Source organism: Asanoa sp. NPDC049573 (assembly GCF_040676615.1).
In the GTDB taxonomy this organism is placed as follows: Bacteria; Actinomycetota; Actinomycetes; order Mycobacteriales; family Micromonosporaceae; genus Asanoa.
In genome coordinates, this window is record NZ_JBFAPI010000003.1 from 604,317 (window position 1) to 621,796 (window position 17,480).

Sequence of the window (17,480 nt, forward strand, 5' to 3'; positions counted from 1 at the left end):
AGTCAGGCGGGCCGCACGCGTTCAATCCGATTGAGGCCGAAAACGCGTTCGTCTTCGCGCAGGTGGCACCAGGCGACCATCCGCTTGCCGTCGAGTTCGAGCGGCTCGACGACCCGGCTGGAGAAGTCGCCACCGGCCGTGCGGTAGTCGATGGTGACCTGGCCACCGACCGCGATCGCGTAGACCAGCAGGTCGCGCTCGCGCTGGTCGAGCTGTGGGGTGTGCCGCCGGATCACGGCGGCCACCTCCGCAGTCGGGTCGGCTTCGTCTTCGGGCTCGTCGTCGGCGGCCCCGGCGCCGGCCTCCGGCACGAGCCAGAGCATCGGCCGCTCGGTGGGCTTGTCGGGCGGTGGCGCCGGTTCGTCGTCGGAGGCGGCGACCAGGGCCAGCAGGGCCGGCGCCACCGGCCCGGCGTCGAGCAGGCGTGCGGCGAGTTCGACCAGGTCGCCGCCGGGCATCGACCGGGCGGCCGGGACATGCGCGTTGCGCCGTCGCGGTGTGGCGCGGACCCGAGGCGTCCGGCGTACGGTCGGCGCCCCGGTCGCGTCCTCGCCCGCGGGGGAGTAGCCGGCGCCGCGCAACAGGTCGAGGGTCTCGTCGGCCGGCCGCGGGCTGGTCAGGATCGTCGGCGCCAGCGCGACCAGCCCCAGCGCCCGCAGCGGCCGGGAGCCGAGCAGTTCGGCGGCCAGCCCGGCCGACTCGGTGCGCAGCACGCAGCCGACCGCCCGCACCTTGACCTGCCCATGCTGCCGGGCGGCGTCGTCGATCAGGTATTCCAGTACCTGCGGCAGCGACCCGTCGGCGGCGACGATCCGCAGCGCCTCCAGCAGCGTCTCACCGGAGAACCCGGCGTCCAGCGCGGCCCGCACCGAGCGGGCGGTGAACCGCCAGCGGAAGCCGTCGCGCTCGGCGGCGGCGTCGAGCAGGGTGGCCAGCGGCGCGGCCGGCAGCCCGGGCACCAGCGCGGTCAGGTCGGCCTCGAAGATCGCCTCGGCGACCGCGTCGGGCAGCAACTCCGTCGACACGGCGGCCAGCATGCCGGGCGCCTCGACCAGGGCCCGGCCGATGGCGGTGAGCGCGCCGTGCGCGACGAGGCCGAGCAGCCGGGCCTCGCGCAGCGTGCCGTCGATCAGCGCGTCGGCCGACTCCAGCAGCGGCAGCCGCCAGCGCAGCGCGTCGCCGATCGCGTCGGGGTCGACGTCGTCGACGGCCGCCGCCGCACCGCGCCCGGTCGGCAGTTCGCCGAGCAGGCGCAGCAGGCCCGGCCGCGCGTCGAGCACCGGCGCCCAGGCCAGGTCGGGCAGCAGGGCGGCGAGCGGCGTTCCGCCGCCGGGCCGCACCGCCGCCGTCGGCACGTTGGGCAGCGTCCACCAGCCGGTCACCAGGGCCGCGAGCCGCTCGCCGGGGCTGGTCGAGCGCCAGTCGTCGTACGCCGTGGTCGGTGCGACCGTCTCGTCGACCAGGCCGAGCAGCCCCGCCGCGAAGGCCACCTCGAGCCAGAGCCGGACCTCCGTCTCGTCGGCCTCGATCAGCTTCGCCACCCGGCGCAGTTCCCGGGCGCCCACGCCGCCCGACTTGAGGTAGGCCAGCGGGGTGCGCTCCGCGACGTCGAGCAGCGCGCCGACCTGCCGCACCGCGACCGTGCCGGCGGCCACCGCCTCCCGGTCGACGGCGGCGGCCGGCGCGAGTTGGACCGCGAGCACCGGCGGGCGCGGGTCGAACGGCGCGCGCCAGCCGGCGCCGCGCAGCGCGGTGACCACCTCGCGGGGCATCGTCGCCCGGCGCCAGCCGTCGGTGATCAGCAGGCCGCGGTCGAGGGCCCAGCCGACCGCCGGATCGGGCCGCACCGTGGGGTCGACCGCCGGCCCGTGCAGAGCGAGCTCGGTGAGCAGCGCGCGGGCCTGCGCGGGTGCGGCCTCGACGGCCGCGCGTACGCGTGCCGGGTCGGCGAGCACCGCCGCGACAGCCGGTCGCGGCCGGCCGGAGCGCACACCCCAGGCGGCCGCGATGCCCGCCACCCGCTCGCGGTCGACGGCCTCCAGCAGCGCGCCGGCCGGCGGACCGAGGCCGAGCGGAAACTCCGTGTAGGACCAGAGCGGCCCAGCCATCCGCAGCGCGCCGGCCTCGTCGGGCCAGACCAGGGCCAACTCGGCCAGCGCGGACAGCGCGTCGGCCAGGTCGGGGTCGTAAGGTTCGCGGCCGAGCAGGTGCGCCAGCCGGTCGAGCCCGACGCTCGGCCCGCCGAGGCCGGCCAGCGCCTCGACCACCTGGGCCTGCGGAAGCGGCACAGTGGACAGGGCGGCGGCGACCGAGCCGTCTTTCTCCAGCCGCCCGGCGAGCGTGTCGAGGTCGGTCAACGGCGGGCCGGTGACCGCGTCACGGCGCCGGGACATGATCGCGGCGAGCTCGTCGGGCGAGCGCAGACCCAGCCAGCTCAGCAACGCGGACGCCACGGGCAGTCAGCCTGCTCCACCCGCCGGTGCAGGTCAAACACGCAGGGGATTAACGTGCGGAGGGTGACCGAAGAGATCCTTCACGACGCCCATTTCGGTGAGCAGGGTGGCCGCCTCACCTATGGCGCCTACCTGCGACTGCCCGACCTGCTCGACCAGCAGGTCCCGGAGTCGTCGCCACCGGCCCACGACGAACTGCTGTTCATCACCATCCACCAGGTGTACGAGCTGTGGTTCAAGCTGCTGCTCGCCGAGTTGACCGACGCCCGCGACCGGATGCTGGCCGGGGAGAGCTACCTGCCCCGGGTGCGGCTGGAGCGCTGCCTGGTGGTCGAGCGGGTGCTGGTCAACCAGGTGGACGTCATCGACACGATGACGCCGCAGGACTTCCTCGCGTTCCGCAACAAGCTGGCGCCGGCCTCGGGCTTCCAGTCGGCGCAGTTCCGCGAGATCGAGTTCCTCTCGGGCGCCAAGGACCCCGGCTACCTGCGCCGGTTCAAGGGGCTGGCCGACGACGACCGGGCCCGGCTGCAGGCCCGGCTCGACGAGCCGAGCCTGTGGGACGGCTTCCTGGCGGCGCTGGCCAAGGCCGGCTTCGACGTGTCGACCGACGAGTCGCGGTTCGCCGCGTACGTGCGGATCGCCAGCGACCGCGAGCGCTACGGCGCGCTCTGGGACCTCGCCGAGGCGCTCGTCGCGCACGACCAGGCGTTCTCGCTGTGGCGGGCGCGGCACGTGCTGATGGCCGAACGGCAGATCGGCACCAAGCCCGGCACCGGCGGCTCGGCGGGCGGCGCGTACCTGCGCTCGCGCATCGAGATGCGCTTCTATCCCGAGCTGTGGGAGATGCGCAGCCGGCTCTGACCCCAGGTTCGTGCCATCACCGTTCCGGGCCCGGCCGGGGAGCGTCCCGCCCGCCTAGCTTCGGCGGCGGGGAGGTCGGTGATGGACCGGTACGAGTGTGGCGGCGAGATCGCCCGCGGCGCGGTGGGCACCGTGTGGTGGGCGGTCGACCGGGAGCGCGGCGAGCGGGTGGCGGTCAAGGTGCTGCGGCCCGAGGCGGCCGCCGAGCCCGACCTGGTCGCCGGCTTCGCGGCCGAGGCGGAGATCCTGCGCGGGATCGACCATCCCGGCATCGTCGGGCTGCGCGACGTGACCACGGTCGGCGGTGCCGCGGCGCTGGTGCTCGACCTGGTCGAGGGTGCCGACCTGCGCCGCCGGGTCCGGCGCGACGGTCCGGTGCCACCGGCGGTCGCCGCACACATCGCGGCCCAGGTGGCCGACGCGCTCGCCTACCTGCACGGGCGCGGCATCGTGCACGGCGACATCAAACCGGCGAACCTGCTCGTGCCCGGCGACGGGGGCCGGGTACGGGTCACCGACTTCGGTGTCGCCCGCCGGGTCGCGCAGGGCCGACCGGAGGTCATCCACGCCACACCGGAGTACGTCGCGCCGGAGGTGGTCGCCGGCGAACCGGCCGGGCCGGCGGCCGACGTCTACGCCCTCGGCATCGTCCTTTACGAACTGCTCACCGGTCGCAGCCCCTACCGTGGTGGCCAGCCGACCCAGGTGCTGGCCCGGCATACGACGTGCACACCCGTACCACCGCCGGGGTTGCCCGCTGTGGTGTGGCCGGTGATCGAGGACTGCCTCGCGACCGATCCCGATCGCCGCCCGCCGGCCCGGCTGCTCGCCGCCCGCCTGCGCGGCCTGGAACCGGCCCTCGACGGCGCTCCGACGCTGGCCCGGCTCGGCGGTGAACAGGTCACCTGGTGGCCCCGCCCCGGCCGGCCGACGGTGGCCCGGGCCGCGGTCGCCTGGGTGCCGCTGCGCGCCGCGCCGGTCTCGCCCGCGTCCGCGTACGCCGGCGGCATGGTCGCCATCCCGCTCGCGGGGCTGCCGGAGGCGGGACCGGCCCCTGTGGAGTCGCGCACGTTCGTGGCGCCGCCGGCCGTACCGAACAGGCATCGGCGTGTCGCGTTGTTCGGCGGCGGCGTGGTGGCCGTCACGCTCGCCGTGGTCGCCACCGTGGTGCTGGTGGGCGGTTCCGGGCCCACCGGACCGGGTAAGGGGCCCGCAGGGCAATCCGAAGCCGGCTCGCCGACGGCTGTGTCGCGCACCACCGTCCCCAGTGGTCCCACCGCTCCCACCAGCACCGGGAAAGGGCCGTCGGGGATCGGTGACCCGGTCGTCCCATCCGACCTGGGGCCTCTGCCCGGTATCGGGGAACTCATGCCTTCCATGCCTCCGACGACATGATCAAGGCTTTTGCTGCTGATACCGCCCGCCTGGCTCCATTGTCCTCAGCAGACAGTCTGTGCCAGACAGTGCATTGTGGAGACGCTCGGTATTTGATCAGTCGAAATCCTGGACGAAGGGCCGCCTGCGTGCGACCTTTGAGTTATGGCGGAAACTGACATCAACCCCACGGCGGCCGCACTGCTCGGTCTGCTCCACGAAGGACCGATGACCGGCGGGCAGCTGATGGCGTCCGCCGAGCGTCGGCTCGGCCCTTACTGGTCGATGACCCGCAGCCAGGTCTACCGCGAGCTGCCGGCGCTGGCCGAGCAGGGCTACGTGCGTCTCGGCAAGCCGGGTCCCCGTTCCAGCCAGCCCTACGCGATCACCGCGTCGGGCAAGCGGGCCTTCTCCCGCTGGCTCAGCGAGACGCCCGGCCGCGACGCGGTGCGCAACCCGACGGCCCTTCGCGTGGCTTTCGGCCAGCAGCACTCCGGCGGCCAGCTCAAGGAGCTCTACGCCAACGCCAACGCCTACCACAGCGAGGCCCTGGCGTCGGCGCGCGAGCAGGCCAAGGAGGCCAAGCGCGAGGGCGACTCCTACGGCGCCGCGGCGCTCGACTTCGCGATCAACTACCACAAGGCGGCCCTGAGCTGGCTGAAGGCCGCTCCGGCCAAGTGAGCCGAGCCGCTGGCTCACTCGCGCTCCGCAGCGCCGATTAGCTCGCGCGGTGCGGCGTCGTCCGGCCCTTGCTCCGCTCGGCCGGACGACACCGCACCGCGCGAGCACGCTCGCGCCCGCTGGCAAAAAGACGCCACATGATGTGGCGGTATTCTTTCTTGTTGTGACCACTGCCGATTACGCCGACCAGCTCAAAACCCTCGACGCCACCCTGCGCAACATCGAGGCCGTCCTCGACGTCGACAAGCTGCGCCGGGACAAGGCGGCCCTGGAGGAGCAGGCGTCGGCCCCCGACCTGTGGGACGACCAGGCCCGGGCGCAGGTGGTCACCTCCAAGCTCTCCCACGTCAACAGCGAGATCGAGCGGCTCGGCGCGCTGCGCGGCCGGCTCGACGACGCCCACGTGCTGCTCGAACTGGCCGAAGGCGAGTCCGACCCGGGCACCCTGGCCGAGGTCGGCACCGAGATCACCGCCCTGCACAAGGCCATCGAGGAGATGGAGGTCCGCACCCTCCTGTCCGGCGAATACGACTCCCGCGAGGCATTGGTCGCGATTCGGGCCGGAGCGGGTGGGGTCGACGCGGCCGACTTCGCCGAGATGCTGCTCCGGATGTACCTGCGCTGGGCCGAGCGGCACAACTACGCGACCGAGGTCTACGACACCTCGTACGCGGAAGAAGCGGGTCTGAAGTCGGCGACCTTCGCGGTGAAGGCGCCATACGCCTACGGCACGCTCAGCGTCGAGTCGGGCACCCACCGGCTGGTCCGGATCAGCCCGTTCGACAACCAGGGGCGGCGCCAGACCAGCTTCGCGGGCGTCGAGGTGCTGCCGGTGACCGAGCAGACCGACCACATCGACATCCCGGAGAACGACATCCGGGTCGATGTCTACCGGTCGTCGGGCCCGGGCGGCCAGAGCGTCAACACCACCGACTCCGCGGTCCGGATCACCCACATCCCGACCGGCATCGTGGTCACCTGCCAGAACGAGAAGTCGCAGCTCCAGAACAAGGCATCGGCGCTGCGGGTGCTCCAGGCGCGGCTGCTCGAGCGCAAGCGGACGGAGGAGCAGGCCAAGCTCGACGGCCTGAAGACCGACGCGGCCGGCTCGTGGGGCGACCAGATGCGTTCCTATGTGCTCCACCCGTATCAGATGGTGAAAGACCTTCGAACTGAGGAGGAGACGGGCAACCCCTCGGCCGTCTTCGACGGGGAGATCGACGTATTCATCGAGGCCGGGATCCGTTGGCGCAAGCAGCGTGAGGTCGAAGTAGACCCTGCATAGCCCGTTATTCTCTGTGACTCTGCGTGCACGCCTCTACCGACTGTGTGGAATAAATTTCGGCCTTTCCGGCATTACGGTCACGATGCATGCCGGGAGGCTTGGAGTTTTCGTTACACCGCGTAGACTCACGACCCGTGATTCAGCTCGAGCATGTGACCAAGACTTACCCGAAGGCGTCGCGGCCCTCGCTTGACGAGGTCAACGTCGGGATCGAGAAGGGCGAGTTCGTCTTCTTCATCGGCCCGTCCGGGTCCGGCAAGTCGACGATCATCAAGCTGCTGCTGCACGAGGTCACCCCCAACCGTGGCAAGGTGCACGTCAACGGCCGCGATGTGACGGCGATGCGGTCGTGGAAGATCCCGGCCTTCCGCCGGCAGATCGGCTGCGTCTTCCAGGACTTCCGCCTGCTACCCAACCGCACCGCGTACGAGAACGTGGCGTTCGCCCTCGAGGTGATCGGCAAGACCAAGGCCGTCGCCCGCCGGGTGGTCCCCGAGGTTCTCGAGCTGGTCGGTCTCGGCGGCAAGGAGCACCGCTACCCCCACGAGCTGTCCGGTGGTGAGCAGCAGCGCGTCGCCGTGGCGCGGGCGTTCGTCAACCGGCCGCTGATCCTGCTGGCCGACGAGCCGACCGGAAACCTCGACCCCGACACGTCGATCGAGATCATGCGGCTGCTCGACCGGATCAACCGGACCGGCACCACGGTCGTGATGGTCACCCACGACTCCAACATCGTCAACCAGATGCGCCGGCGGGTCGTCGAGATCGAGAGTGGTCGCATCGTGCGCGACCAGGCTCGCGGCGTCTACGGCTGAGGCGCGGTTCCCCCACCGCGCACGTCTCGCCACCCGGCAATTCGGTTAGTCCAGCGGAGCTCCGGAAGGAATCCCCCCGATGCGGTTGAAGTACGTCATGTCCGAGGTGATGGTCGGACTCTGGCGCAACGTGACCATGACCGTCGCGATGATCATCACGATGGCAGTGTCGTTGACCATGCTCGGTGCCAGTGGCCTGATCTACACACAGGTCAAGGACATGAAGGCGTACTACTACGACAAGATCGAAGTCGCCATCTTCCTGAAGCCCGACATCAGCGACGACCAGCGCACCAGCCTCGAAGGCTCGTTGAAGGCCGACCCACTCGTCCGTGAGGTCATCTACGAGTCCAAGGACGAGGCGTTCAAGAAGTTCCAGTCGATGTTCTCCGACGTGCCGGCGGTCGTCGACGCGGTCAAGCCGGGCCAGCTGCCCGAGTCGTTCCGCGTCGGCCTGAAGAACCCCGAGCAATACCAGCAGGTCCGCGAGGCCTACGTGGGCAAGGATGGCGTCGACCAGATCATCGACCAGCGCAACCTGCTGGAGAAGATCTTCAACATCCTCGGCTCGGTGCAGACCATGGCGCTGGTGGCGGCGAGCGTGATGGCGATCGCGGCCCTGTTGCTGGTCGGCAACACGATCCAGGTCGCGGCCTACAGCAAACGCCGAGAAGTCGCGGTGATGAAGCTGGTCGGTGCGTCCAACTGGTTCATCCAGGCACCATTCGTGCTGGAGGCGGTGGTCGCCGGCTTGTTGGGTTCGATACTCGGGTTCGGCGCGCTCGCCTTGGGCAAGGTGCTGCTCCTCGACGGGTCGTTGCAGGAACTCACCGACCTGCTGACTCCGCTGTCCTGGAGCAAGGTGTTGATCATGCTGCCGCTGATGGCCCTGGCCGGAAGCTTGATCAGCTCGGTCACCGCTTGGGTGACGCTCCGCTTCTACCTGCGGGTCTAGCCGCCGCGGGGGTACGTGAGGCGCCCGTCCTGCCGCGAGAGCGGCGGGGCGGGCGCCGCGCTATGTGCCGCTTGTTATTCGGTTTCGCCTTTGCGCCCTCTGCGCCGTAGGTAGCGTCAAGCTCACGTGCGGGTGAAGGGTGCGTGATGTACTCCTATCGCAGGAAAAGACCGATACTAACGGGGCTGCTGGTGGCCGTGGTCACGCTGACCGCGCTTCCGGCGGGGGCGGCACACGCCGACCCGAGAGACGACAAGAAACGGATCGACGCCGAGGTCGCCCGGGCGTCATCGATCCTGGAGGGCGCCACGGACCGCGCCCAGGAGGCGGCCCGCCAACTCATCTCCGCCAGCGGCAAGCTGCCCGCCGCGGAGGAGTTGGTGATCGAGAGCAAGGGTCAGGTCGTCGCCGCCCAGGTGCGGGCCGAGACGGCACAGCGTAAGGCCGAACTCGCCCAAGCGGCCGTCGCCGGTGCGCAGAAGCGGTTCGCGGCCGCCGACAAGGAACGCCGGGCCGGCCAGGAGCGGATCGGCGAGTTGGCCGCCGCGGCCTACAAGGGCAGCGGCATCGCCAACCTCAACCTCCTGGTGCGGGCGGACAGCCCGACCGAGGCGATGTACCGGTTCGGCTACGTCGACCGGGTGATGGCCGACCAGCAGCGGACGGTCACCAGCTACCTCGACGCGCTCGCCGTCGCCCGTCGCGAGGAGAACGACGCGACGCTGGCCCGGGCCACGGCCGACGAGGCGATGCTGACCGTCGACGCGGCGGTCGACGCGGCGTCGGTCGCCGAGGACCAGGCCGAAGACGCGGTCCGCGAGGTCGCCGAACTGGTCCGGCTGAAGCAGGAGGCGCTGACCGCCGCACAGGAGGAACGGGCGGCGAGCCTGCAGAAGTACAAGGCGGCCAAGGAGGAATCGGCCAAGATCACGGCCGCCTTGAAGGCCTGGGAGGCCAAGCAGAAGGCGGCCGCCAAGGCCAAGCTCACCAACGGGCGGATGCTCACGCCGGTGCACGGGGAGAAGTCGAGCGACTTCGGCGATCGCTACGACCCGTACTACCACGTCTGGCAGTTGCACGCCGGGGTGGACCTGGCGGCCGACGGCGGCACACCGATCCATGCCGCGGCCGCGGGCAAGGTGATCATGGCTGGCTGGAACGGTGGCTACGGCAACTACACCTGCATCAGCCACGGCAAGTACCAGGGCAAGTCGATCTCGACCTGCTACGGGCACCAGTCCGCGATCCTGGTCCACGAGGGACAAGAAGTGAAGCGCGGTGAGCTGATCGGCCGGGTCGGCACGACCGGCGCCTCGACGGGCGATCACCTGCATTTCGAGGTACGTCTCGACGGCGAGCCGGTGCAACCGCTGGGCTTCCTGGCGCCCTGCCTCTGCTGACCGTCTCCTGATCGCCCGCGGGCCCGCGTCCACGATGGCGCGGGCCCGCCGGCGTGCCGGGAACCCAGATGTCGATCACCCTGTTGCCGGGTAACATTGCACAGTTGTCCGAGCGAAAGAGGTCGAAGTCGTGCCGCGGGAAAAGGGCCGCAAGGTCGTCACGTCCAACCGCAAGGCCTGGCATGACTACGCCATCCTCGACACCTACGAGGCCGGGATGGCGCTGACCGGCACCGAGGTCAAGTCACTGCGCGCGGGCCGGGCGTCGCTGGTCGACGCGTTCGCCCAGGAGCGCGGCGGCGAGTTCTACCTCTACGGGATGCACATCCCCGAATACACTCAGGGCACCTGGACCAACCACGAGCCGCGTCGCACCCGCAAGCTGCTGCTCAACCGGATGGAGATCGACCGGCTGCTCGGCAAGCTCAAGGAGAGCGGCCTGACGTTGGTGCCGCTGTCGGTCTACTTCAACGACGGCTGGGCCAAGGTCGAGCTGGGCCTGGCCCGCGGCAAGAAGTCCTACGACAAGCGGCAGGACCTGGCCAAGCGCGACGCCGAGCGGGAGATCCAGAAGGTGGCCGGGCGGCGCAGCAAGGGCATGGAGTAGCCGCTGCCAGCTGGGCGGTTCCGGCCTGTTTCGGCCTGTTCCGGCCTGGGGAAGAAAGCAGTGGCGGGGGACGTTAGTCTGTAGTGGCTGCGAGAGACGCAGCGCGAGGGGGTGACTGGTTTCGACTTCGTCCGTTGCGACAGGGGAAGCGAGCCGAGGAAGCCAACGTCGTCTCGAAAATCGGTCGTTGGAAACTAATAAGCGCCAAGCAGAATCGCGCTCAGTTCGCCCTCGCCGCCTGACGGCGGGTTAGCGAACTTGTCGGCCTGGGATTGCCTTCGACCCAGTTAGCCGGCATCAGCTAGAAGGCTGGCCAACCGGCCCCGGTCGCGGGGGCCGCACGGCGAGATTAATCTGCGACTGGGCCCGTCTCACCAACTCGCTCGCGTGATTGGTGGGGCCGAGTAAGGACACAGCGAGCTGCGCTCGGAGAAGCCCTGACAAGACGCCGAAGGACCCGGGTTCGATTCCCGGCACCTCCACGGGTGGGTGGGCAGGTGTGTCCCCAGAAAACGGGGACCCTGCCCACCCGTCATGTCTGCTCCGGGGGCCGAGCCCCCGGAAACCCCGCGATGTAGTGGTTGCGCTTCGTTATGACGTCGCGCACGTTACTGTCGGTGCGCTGTTCGTGCCTGAGGTTGAGCCCAAGAGGCCGAAGGTTGTTGTTGCGCCTGCCGGTAGGTTGCCGTTGTAGGTGGCGTTGCGGACGACTGTTGTCGAGCCGGTTGTTGTTGGTGTGCCGTTCCAGACTTGGGCGACCTGTTGGCCGGTGGGGTAGGTCAGGGTTACTGCCCAGCCGGTGATGGGGGTAGCGCCTGCCGTGACTTTTACGTCTGCTTGGAAGCCGCCGGTCCAGTTGCCTACCAGGGTGTAGGTCGCTGTGCAGCCGCCGGGGGCTGTGGGCGGGGTCGTGGGTGGGCTGGTCGGTGGCATTGTTGGCGGGTTGGTGGGCGGATTGCCGGTGCCTCCGAAATTGACGTCGCTGCAGAAGTAGTAGGACTGGTCCATGTGGCTGGCCTGCCAGATCGTGTAGAACATGGCCCTGCCTGTGCGGCCTGGTACCGACACGGGGATGTCGATCTGGACGCCCTGGGTGGCTGGTTGCCACTGGGCGGCGGGGGTGTAGCCGATCTGGTTGACCAGTTGGAGATCGCTCCAGCGCAGCGGTTGGGTGGTGGGGTCGTAGCCGGCTCTTGTCACGTACACGCGGATGTAGTCGGCTCCGTGACTGGCCTGGTCCTGTAGCCGGAGGTTGAACTGGGTGCTGACCGTCGCGGCGTGCCAGTTGCCGACCGTGTCCATCGCGTTGTAGCGGCCGCCCTCCGCGTGGCCGCCGCTGCAGAGTTGGCCGTCGGGGATGTTGGCCTGGTGGTTCCCTGCCAGGTTTTCCCTGTAGAGGCCGTTCCAGTTCCACATGGCGTTCGGGTTCGCCTGCCAGGCCTGCCAGCACATGGGGTCTTCGGTGGCCATTTCGGGGGCTTGGAAGCGGCTGGCCCAGCGTTCCCAGCAGCCGTAGTTGCGGGACGCGGGGTTGACCACACTGCCGTGTGCCGACGCCGGCGTGGTGGGTAGGAGGACGACGATGACGGCGGCCAGTGCGATGAGGGGGGCCGCCAGGAGTCGGGCGATGCGCATGAGGGCTCCACGGGTTTGACGGAAGCCGCCCCTTGCTTCCGTTGCTGCGTCGCTCCCGCGGCGGGGTCAGCGTGTCATGAGGCATACATCTCAGTCAATGGATGCGAGCATCTCGACCGGCCGCCCGGGCGCCGTGGTGCGTCAAGCGGCGGGCAGGCGGACCACGAAGCGGCAGCCGTCGGCGGTGTTGTGCACGTTGACCGAGCCGCCGTGGGCCTGTACCAGGCCGTGGACGATCGCCAGGCCCAGGCCGCCCGACGGGCCGCCTTCCGGCTGGGCCGGCGTGCGGGCCGACTCGCCGCGGAAGGCGACCTCGAAGAGGCGAGGTAGGTCGGCGGGGGCGATGCCGCCGCAGGTGTCGGCCACCGCCAGCCAGGCGGCGTCGGGCTCCCGGCCCGCCTCGACACGGACCGTGCCGTCGTCGGGGGTGTATCGGACGGCGTTGAGCAGGAGGTTGGCGACGACCCTGGCCAACTCGGGCTCGCTGGCCGTGACCGTCGGCCAGCCGGATTCCGGTGCCACCAGGCGGATCCGGCGGGCGGTGGCCAGGGGTGCGGCGGTGGCCAGCGCGTCCGAGACGATCTCGCCGAGCGGCACCGACGTCGGCGACAGCCGTAGTGCGCCGGCGTTGATCCTGGACAGCTCGAACAGGTCGTCGACCAGGCGGGTCATCCGGTCCGTTTCCAGGCGGATCCGGTGGTGGTATTCGGCCACCGTCGCCGGGTCGTCGACCACCCGGTCCTCCAGGGCCTCGGCCATCGCCCGCAGGCCGGCCAGCGGCGTGCGGAGGTCGTGGGAGACCCAGGCGACCAGGTCACGGCGGTCTTTTTCCAGGCGGCGCTCCCTCGCCCTGGCCTGGTCGGCCCAGATGGCGGCCCGGGCCAGCCGCCGGCCGAAGTGCCAGCCGACGCCGAGGCTGACCGCCGCGGCCGCGGCGACGGTGATCAGGACGACCTCGAGGTCGTGGGCCGACAGGAACATCGCCTCGGCGACGGCCGCGACCCCGCCGACGACGGCGAGCGCGGTGCCGGTCAGCAGGACGGCCAGGTGCACGAGGATCGAACTGCGCCGGAGCGCCCGTAAGGCGAGCGCGGTGGCGAGGCCGACGGCCAGGGCGGCGGCCAGCGCGATCGCGAAGATCAGGACGAGGTCACGCATCGGCGCGCTCGTAGCGGTAGCCGACGCCCCACACCGTGACGATCCGGCGCGGGGTGGCGGGGTCGGTTTCGATCTTCTCGCGCAGCCGCCGGACGTGCACCGTCACCGTCGACTGGTCGCCGAACGTCCAACCCCAGACCTGTTCGAGCAACTCGGCTCGGGTGAAGGCCCGCGCCGGGTGCCGCATCAGGTGCGCCAGCAGGTCGAACTCGCGCAGCGTGAGGGTCAGCTCGGTCGGGCCCAACCGCACGGTCCGTGGGCCGGTCAGCACCTCCAGCGGGCCGTCGCGTAGAACCTGCGCGGGCTCCGGCACTCGGGCCGTCGTCGAGCGGCGGAGCACCGAGCCGACCCGCAGCACGAGTTCGCGTGGGGAGAACGGCTTGGTCAGGTAGTCGTCGGCGCCCAACTCGAGGCCGAGCACCCGGTCGGCCTCGTCGCCGCGTGCGGTCAGCATGATGATCGGGACACCGTCGGGGGCCGAGCGCAGCTCGCGGCACACCTGCAGGCCGCTCATCGTGGGCAGCATCAGGTCGAGGACGACCAGGTGGGGTGCCTGCGTCCGGACGGCCGCGAGGGCCTCGGCACCGTCGCCGACGTGGCCGACCGCGTACCCGGCGTGTTCGAGGTATCGGCAGATCACGTCGCTGACCGTCCGGTCGTCGTCGACCACGAGCACCCGCTGCGCCACCGCTTCACCTCCCTGCCCGCACTACGCGCCAGCGTAGCCACGGTCGCGGGCCGCCCGGCGGGGCGAGTTCTTGCCAGGCTCTTACGGTTGGCCGAGCTCGGCGAACCAGCGGCCGGTGTGCTCCACCACCGCGCGCACCGCGAAGCCGGCCCGGGCGGCGACCCGGGCCGCCTCGTCGATGCCGAGCCGCGCCCAGGGGAAGACCGGCCCGAGTCGCCGCGGCCCCGCGACCCGCGCGTGCCCCCGCCAGCAACCCGCGCCCGGCCCGTCCAGCTCGACCAGGACCGTGCCGGCCGGCGCGAGCAGCGACCGGCAGCGGCGCAGCAGTGCGACCGGGTCGCCGCCGATGCCGATGTTGCCGTCGAGCAGGACCGCGTGGGCCCAGCGGCCCTCGGCCGGTAGCGGATCGAAAAGGTCCTGGTGTATCGCCACCGCGCCGCGGGACCGGGTCGCCGCCACCGCCTCGGCGCAGGCGTCGATCCCGAGCGCACTGATGCCGGCCCGGCCCAGCGCTCGGGTGATGCGGCCCGGCCCACACCCGAGGTCGATGGTCGGGCCGGTGCACCGGGCGACGACCGCGGCTGCGGCCGGCTCGATCTCGCCGTGCCAGCGGGCTACCGGCAGGCGTGCGCGGTGCCCGTCGCCGTGCACGAGCCAGTGGCCGCCGGGCGCTTCGCCGCGCAGCGCGGTGGCGAAGCCCGTGCCGGCCGGTGGGGCCAGCGTGGCTCTCATGCGCGGCCGCTGGGCACGAGGCTGCTTCCGACCTCCCGGGCGAACCGGCCGTCGGGGCGTGCCGCGGCCACCGCCAGAGCGTCCGGCCACTCGTCGACGTCGCGCAGCACCGGCAGCGCCGCCACCAGCAGGCCCCGCTCCACCAGCGCGGCCCGGGTGAGCCGGCCCGTGTCGGGTGTGGACATCGGCACGGCCCGCAGGACCGTGGCGTGCCGGGGGTCTCGCAGGCCCAGCGCCCACCAGCCGCCGTCGACCGCCGCGCCGAGCACCGCGTCCGCTTCGTCGAGCCGGCCGGCGGCGTAGGCCAGGCGGTCGGGGTCGACCTGCGGCGTGTCCATGCCGATCTGCAGCACCGGCTGGCCCGGGTAGGCGGCCTGGGCGTCGGCGTGGGCGTTGGCGAGCCGCTCACCGAGGCCGTTGCCGCGTTGCGGCAACACCGTCCAGCCGGCGAGCGCCGCGGTCAACCCGGCCGGGTCCTCGCCCTCGGCCAGGCACCCGGCGCACGCGAGCACGGGAATCACGCCGGGTGTGCCGCGGACCGCGTCGAGGGTGTCCCGCAGGGCCGCCGCGGCGATCCGGGCGGCCGCGCGCGGGGTCGCCGGTGGGCACAGCCGGGTCTTGACCGTTCCCGGGACCGGCGCCTTGGCCATCACCAGGAGGACCGTCATCGGGGCAGTTCCACGGTACGCAGCACGGTGGCGAAGTCGCGCGTCGCGCGCAGGGTGCCGCGCACCGAGCCGGACACCTTCGACCGGGTGCCGGCGGCCCGGGGCGCGTAGGGCACGCCGATTTCGCGGATGCGCCAGCCCGCGCGGGCCGCCCGGATCAACAGTTCCAGCGGATAGCCGAACGCCCGGTCGCGTACGCCAAGGGAGAGCAGCGCCGCCCGGCGGCCGGCGCGGATCGGGCTCAGGTCGCGCACCGGGACTCCGCGGCGCCGGAGCAGCGCGGCCACCAGCGCCGTGCCGGCCCGCGCGTGCCAGGGCCAGACGCCGGCCGAGACCGGTCGCCGGCGGCCGACCACGAGATCCGCCGTGCCCGCTTCGACCGGTGCCACCAGGATGGGCAACCCGCCGGGGTCGAACGACCCGTCGGCGTCGAGCACGCACACGATCTCGGTGCGGGCCGCGACGAGGCCGGCGTGCACGGCGGCGCCGTAGCCGCGCCGGGGTTCGCGCACGACCAGCGCGCCGTGCCGGGCGGCGACCTCGGGTGAGCCGTCCCGCGATCCGTTGTCCACCACGATCGCCCGGTAGCCGGGCGGCAGCGCGGCGAGCACGCCGGGCAGCGCGGCGGCCTCGTCGAGACAGGGCAGCACCACGTCTATCAGCGGCGGCGCACCGTCGCTGTTGGACTGAGTCGACATGTTTCCGACGCTAGGGCGCCGTCGCCGGGTTCGGCGCCGAACGCGGATTACCGATCCCTTACCGCGGTCGGCGGGTTCTTACCATCCGGTGACGCGATCGCGGTTCGGGCCCGTACGGCCGGCGCCGGCCGTACCGTCGAGGACCATGCCGGTTCTCGCTCCTGTCGCACCGCCGCGGGGCCGGACCCGCCGGCCGCATGCCGACCTCGTCGTGGCCGGTGTGGAGGTGGCGCTGGTCGCCGCGGCCATCGTCGTCGGCCTGGTGCTCAACCGGGCCGGCGTGGGCCTGCACGCCGACGCCGCGCCGTTGTTCGCGACCTGGCAGCCGCACGTGGGCTGGGGCACCCCGGCCGCCGTCCTGGTCGCGGCCGCCGTGATCGGCTGGGGCGTGCCGTGGGCCCGGACGGCGCGCTGGGGCGCCCTGCTCGGCGCCGCGTGGCTCGGTGCGGCGTCGTGGACGCTCGCCTTGTCCATGGTGGATGGTTGGCGCGCGGGCCTGGCGGAGCGGCTCACGCCGCAGGCGGAATACCTGACCGAGGTGCACCGGGTGACCGACATCGGCGCGATGCTGGCCGGATTCGCGGACCGCATCCTCGACTTCCAGCCCGGCTCCTGGTCGACACACACGGCCGGGCACCCGCCGGGCGCGTTGCTGGTGTTCGTCGGCCTCGACCGCGTCGGCCTCGGCGGCGGCACGGCCGCCGGGCTGGCCTGCGTGCTCCTCGGCGCGACGGTGGCGGTGTCGGTTCCGGTGACGCTGCGCGCACTCGGCGCGCCCCAGGCGGCCCGGGCGGTCGTGCCGTTCCTGGTGCTGCTGCCCGGTGCGGTGTGGGTGGGCGCGTCCGCCGACGGCATCTTCGCCGCGGTCGTCGCCGCCGGCATCGCGCTCCTGGTGGTCCGCGGACCCGTGGCGGCGGCCGGTGGTGGCCTGATGCTCGGGTTCGCGCTCTACCTGTCGTACGGCTTCGTGCTGGTTGGTCTCCTCGCCCTGGTCGCCCTCGCCCTGCGCCGCCGTGGGCGCGGTGGCGCGCTGCTCGCCGGGCTGGCCGGCGTCGCGACGGTCGCGGTCGCTTTCACGGTGGCCGGCTTCGCGTGGTGGACCGGCTATGGGTTGGTGGTCGAGCGCTACTACCAGGGTTGGGCGGCCGACCGTCCTTACGGTTACTGGGTCTGGGCCAACCTGGCCGCACTCGTGCTGTCGGCCGGCCCGGTGGCGGGGCCGGCCCTCCTTCGAGCCGCTCGTGCCGTGCCGGTCCGGGCGCCGCTGGCGGCCGCGCTGGCCGCGGCCGCCGCGCGCGCGCCGTCCGCCGTGCGGCTCCGAGTGCTGCCGGCGGACGTGCTGGCGCCGTCTGCCCCGCGGGTCGGGGCGCTTCCGGCGGACGTGCTGGCGCCGTCTGCCCCGCGGGTCGGGGCGCTTCCGGCGGACGTGCTGGCGCCGTCTGCCCCGCGGGTCGGGGCGCTTCCGGC

The 17,480-nt window shown here is 72.0% G+C and carries 16 protein-coding genes and 1 other RNA gene; 10 read left to right on the forward strand and 7 right to left on the reverse strand.

The window, feature by feature from the left end:
• Nucleotides 1–2: 2 nt before the first annotated feature.
• Nucleotides 3–2,453 carry a helicase-associated domain-containing protein gene (locus tag AB0J74_RS09825; RefSeq protein WP_363446500.1) on the reverse strand — a complete coding sequence of 817 codons (2,451 nt, stop codon included), beginning with the start codon at nucleotides 2,451–2,453 and terminating at the stop codon, nucleotides 3–5.
• Nucleotides 2,454–2,516: 63 nt separating this feature from the next.
• On the opposite strand from AB0J74_RS09825, the gene AB0J74_RS09830 reads away from it, so the two are divergent.
• The 9 genes from AB0J74_RS09830 to ssrA all read left to right on the forward strand — a co-directional run bounded on the left by AB0J74_RS09830 (nucleotide 2,517) and on the right by ssrA (nucleotide 10,919).
• Nucleotides 2,517–3,317 carry a tryptophan 2,3-dioxygenase family protein gene (locus AB0J74_RS09830; protein WP_363446502.1) on the forward strand — a complete coding sequence of 267 codons (801 nt, stop codon included), beginning with the start codon at nucleotides 2,517–2,519 and terminating at the stop codon, nucleotides 3,315–3,317.
• An 81-nt stretch (nucleotides 3,318–3,398) separates the two neighbouring features.
• Nucleotides 3,399–4,712 carry a serine/threonine-protein kinase gene (locus AB0J74_RS09835; protein WP_363446504.1) on the forward strand — a complete coding sequence of 438 codons (1,314 nt, stop codon included), beginning with the start codon at nucleotides 3,399–3,401 and terminating at the stop codon, nucleotides 4,710–4,712.
• A gap of 144 nt (nucleotides 4,713–4,856) precedes the next feature.
• Entirely contained in the window at nucleotides 4,857–5,372 is a 516-nt protein-coding gene (locus AB0J74_RS09840) for a PadR family transcriptional regulator (protein WP_116066774.1), read from the forward strand.
• A 163-nt stretch (nucleotides 5,373–5,535) separates the two neighbouring features.
• On the forward strand, nucleotides 5,536–6,657 hold the full coding sequence (gene prfB / locus AB0J74_RS09845; protein ID WP_363446506.1) for a peptide chain release factor 2: 1,122 nt from the start codon (nucleotides 5,536–5,538) through the stop codon (nucleotides 6,655–6,657).
• 134 nt (nucleotides 6,658–6,791) lie between these two features.
• Nucleotides 6,792–7,472 (forward strand): cell division ATP-binding protein FtsE, encoded by a 681-nt coding sequence (gene ftsE, locus AB0J74_RS09850; RefSeq protein WP_116066772.1) that lies wholly within the window; start codon nucleotides 6,792–6,794, stop codon nucleotides 7,470–7,472.
• A 79-nt stretch (nucleotides 7,473–7,551) separates the two neighbouring features.
• Nucleotides 7,552–8,427, forward strand: a complete 876-nt coding sequence (gene ftsX / locus AB0J74_RS09855; RefSeq protein ID WP_363446508.1) for a permease-like cell division protein FtsX — start codon at nucleotides 7,552–7,554, stop codon at nucleotides 8,425–8,427.
• Nucleotides 8,428–8,618: 191 nt separating this feature from the next.
• On the forward strand, nucleotides 8,619–9,827 hold the full coding sequence (locus tag AB0J74_RS09860) for a peptidoglycan DD-metalloendopeptidase family protein (RefSeq protein ID WP_363446510.1): 1,209 nt from the start codon (nucleotides 8,619–8,621) through the stop codon (nucleotides 9,825–9,827).
• Nucleotides 9,828–9,957: 130 nt separating this feature from the next.
• Nucleotides 9,958–10,434, forward strand: coding sequence for an SsrA-binding protein SmpB (smpB, locus tag AB0J74_RS09865; RefSeq protein WP_363446511.1), 477 nt, complete (start codon nucleotides 9,958–9,960; stop codon nucleotides 10,432–10,434).
• 107 nt (nucleotides 10,435–10,541) lie between these two features.
• Nucleotides 10,542–10,919, forward strand: a transfer-messenger RNA (tmRNA) gene (gene ssrA, locus AB0J74_RS09870).
• Nucleotides 10,920–11,025: 106 nt separating this feature from the next.
• Here the strand turns inward: ssrA and AB0J74_RS09875 are convergent.
• From AB0J74_RS09875 to AB0J74_RS09900, 6 genes are all read right to left on the reverse strand, one after another.
• Nucleotides 11,026–12,069, reverse strand: a complete 1,044-nt coding sequence (locus tag AB0J74_RS09875; protein ID WP_363446513.1) for a lytic polysaccharide monooxygenase — start codon at nucleotides 12,067–12,069, stop codon at nucleotides 11,026–11,028.
• Nucleotides 12,070–12,210: 141 nt separating this feature from the next.
• A complete protein-coding gene (locus tag AB0J74_RS09880) occupies nucleotides 12,211–13,227 on the reverse strand; it encodes an ATP-binding protein (protein ID WP_363446515.1) in 1,017 nt (338 codons plus the stop codon).
• Nucleotides 13,220–13,915, reverse strand: a complete 696-nt coding sequence (locus AB0J74_RS09885) for a response regulator transcription factor (RefSeq protein ID WP_363446517.1) — start codon at nucleotides 13,913–13,915, stop codon at nucleotides 13,220–13,222. The genes AB0J74_RS09880 and AB0J74_RS09885 overlap by 8 nt, the downstream gene beginning before the upstream one ends.
• Nucleotides 13,916–13,996: 81 nt before the next feature.
• Nucleotides 13,997–14,647, reverse strand: a complete 651-nt coding sequence (locus AB0J74_RS09890) for a class I SAM-dependent methyltransferase (protein WP_363446519.1) — start codon at nucleotides 14,645–14,647, stop codon at nucleotides 13,997–13,999.
• A complete protein-coding gene (locus AB0J74_RS09895; protein ID WP_363446521.1) occupies nucleotides 14,644–15,315 on the reverse strand; it encodes a DUF2064 domain-containing protein in 672 nt (223 codons plus the stop codon). The genes AB0J74_RS09890 and AB0J74_RS09895 overlap by 4 nt, the downstream gene beginning before the upstream one ends.
• The gene (locus tag AB0J74_RS09900) at nucleotides 15,312–16,013 is read right to left on the reverse strand and encodes a glycosyltransferase family 2 protein (protein WP_363446523.1); all 702 of its coding nucleotides are present in this window, start codon (nucleotides 16,011–16,013) and stop codon (nucleotides 15,312–15,314) included. The genes AB0J74_RS09895 and AB0J74_RS09900 overlap by 4 nt, the downstream gene beginning before the upstream one ends.
• Before the next feature lie 145 nt (nucleotides 16,014–16,158).
• Here AB0J74_RS09900 and AB0J74_RS09905 point away from each other — a divergent pair.
• On the forward strand, nucleotides 16,159–17,480 hold a 1,322-nt coding region (locus AB0J74_RS09905; protein ID WP_363446525.1), incomplete at its 3' end, for a hypothetical protein.